The organism is Aquibacillus kalidii (assembly GCF_014280935.1).
Taxonomy (GTDB): domain Bacteria; phylum Bacillota; class Bacilli; order Bacillales; family Amphibacillaceae; genus Aquibacillus_D; species Aquibacillus_D kalidii.
On record NZ_JACLZI010000005.1, the window covers coordinates 1 to 1,134 of the forward strand.

At 51.3% G+C, this 1,134-nt stretch carries 11 tRNA genes; all 11 read right to left on the reverse strand.

The annotated features are described in order from the left end of the window. Positions 1-16 precede the first annotated feature (16 nt). Positions 17-91: transfer RNA gene (locus tag H7K77_RS00355), tRNA-Asn, on the reverse strand. A 13-nt stretch (positions 92-104) separates the two neighbouring features. Further along, positions 105-178 (reverse strand) — tRNA-Arg (locus tag H7K77_RS00360). 68 nt (positions 179-246) lie between these two features. After that, positions 247-320, reverse strand: a tRNA-Ile gene (locus H7K77_RS00365). A 5-nt stretch (positions 321-325) separates the two neighbouring features. Further along, positions 326-399 (reverse strand) — tRNA-Gly (locus tag H7K77_RS00370). Between the two features lie 79 nt (positions 400-478). After that, a tRNA-Phe gene (locus H7K77_RS00375) sits at positions 479-551 on the reverse strand. Between the two features lie 10 nt (positions 552-561). After that, a tRNA-Ser gene (locus H7K77_RS00380) sits at positions 562-654 on the reverse strand. A 21-nt stretch (positions 655-675) separates the two neighbouring features. Beyond that, positions 676-752 (reverse strand) — tRNA-Ile (locus H7K77_RS00385). A 4-nt stretch (positions 753-756) separates the two neighbouring features. Further along, positions 757-830 (reverse strand) — tRNA-Met (locus tag H7K77_RS00390). A gap of 11 nt (positions 831-841) precedes the next feature. Then, positions 842-914: transfer RNA gene (locus H7K77_RS00395), tRNA-Ala, on the reverse strand. A gap of 11 nt (positions 915-925) precedes the next feature. Further along, a tRNA-Pro gene (locus tag H7K77_RS00400) sits at positions 926-1,002 on the reverse strand. 3 nt (positions 1,003-1,005) lie between these two features. Further along, positions 1,006-1,082: transfer RNA gene (locus H7K77_RS00405), tRNA-Arg, on the reverse strand. Positions 1,083-1,134: the final 52 nt, after the last annotated feature.

The window sequence follows — 1,134 nt, forward strand, 5'->3', positions numbered from 1 at the left end:
TTGAGTACTTCTCCATTGGCTCCACAGGTAGGACTCGAACCTACGACCGATCGGTTAACAGCCGATTGCTCTACCACTGAGCTACTGTGGAATAAAGAATTAAACGCGCCCTAGAGGATTCGAACCTCTGACCCACAGCTTAGAAGGCTGTTGCTCTATCCAGCTGAGCTAAGGGCGCAATATAGTTAAAAGCATAAGTTGCTTTTACTAATAACACTAGATAATGTATGTGAATTCTTGAAGTGATGGGCCTAAGTGGACTCGAACCACCGACCTCACGCTTATCAGGCGTGCGCTCTAACCAGCTGAGCTATAGGCCCCTTAATGGAGCGGGTGAAGGGAATCGAACCCTCGACATCAGCTTGGAAGGCTGAGGTTTTACCACTAAACTACACCCGCACATAAAAAATAACATCTCGTATTAATGATGTTCAATTTTTAGGATATGCAATAAAACAATAATTTGTTACATAAAAGGTGGCTCGGGACGGAATCGAACCGCCGACACACGGATTTTCAGTCCGTTGCTCTACCGACTGAGCTACCGAGCCTTAACATATATGGCGGAGGAGGAGGGATTCGAACCCCCGCGAGCCGTGAAGCCCCTGTCGGTTTTCAAGACCGATCCCTTCAGCCGGACTTGGGTACTCCTCCGTTGTAACAATTATTTTCTCATGGTGGACCCTGCAGGATTCGAACCTGCGACCGATCGGTTATGAGCCGATAGCTCTAACCAACTGAGCTAAGGGTCCTAAGTAGCGGCGGAGGGGATCGAACCCCCGACCTCACGGGTATGAACCGTACGCTCTCGCCAGCTGAGCTACACCGCCAAAAGAAAAAGTGGAGCCTAGCGGGATCGAACCGCTGACCTCCTGCGTGCAAAGCAGGCGCTCTCCCAGCTGAGCTAAGGCCCCAAAAACTAAAATGGTCGGGAAGACAGGATTTGAACCTGCGACCCCTTGGTCCCAAACCAAGTGCTCTACCAAGCTGAGCTACTTCCCGAAATGGCGCGCCCGAGAGGAGTCGAACCCCTAACCTTTTGATCCGTAGTCAAACGCTCTATCCAATTGAGCTACGGGCGCATGGTGCCGAGGGCCGGACTTGAACCGGCACGATAGTCACCTACCGCAGGAT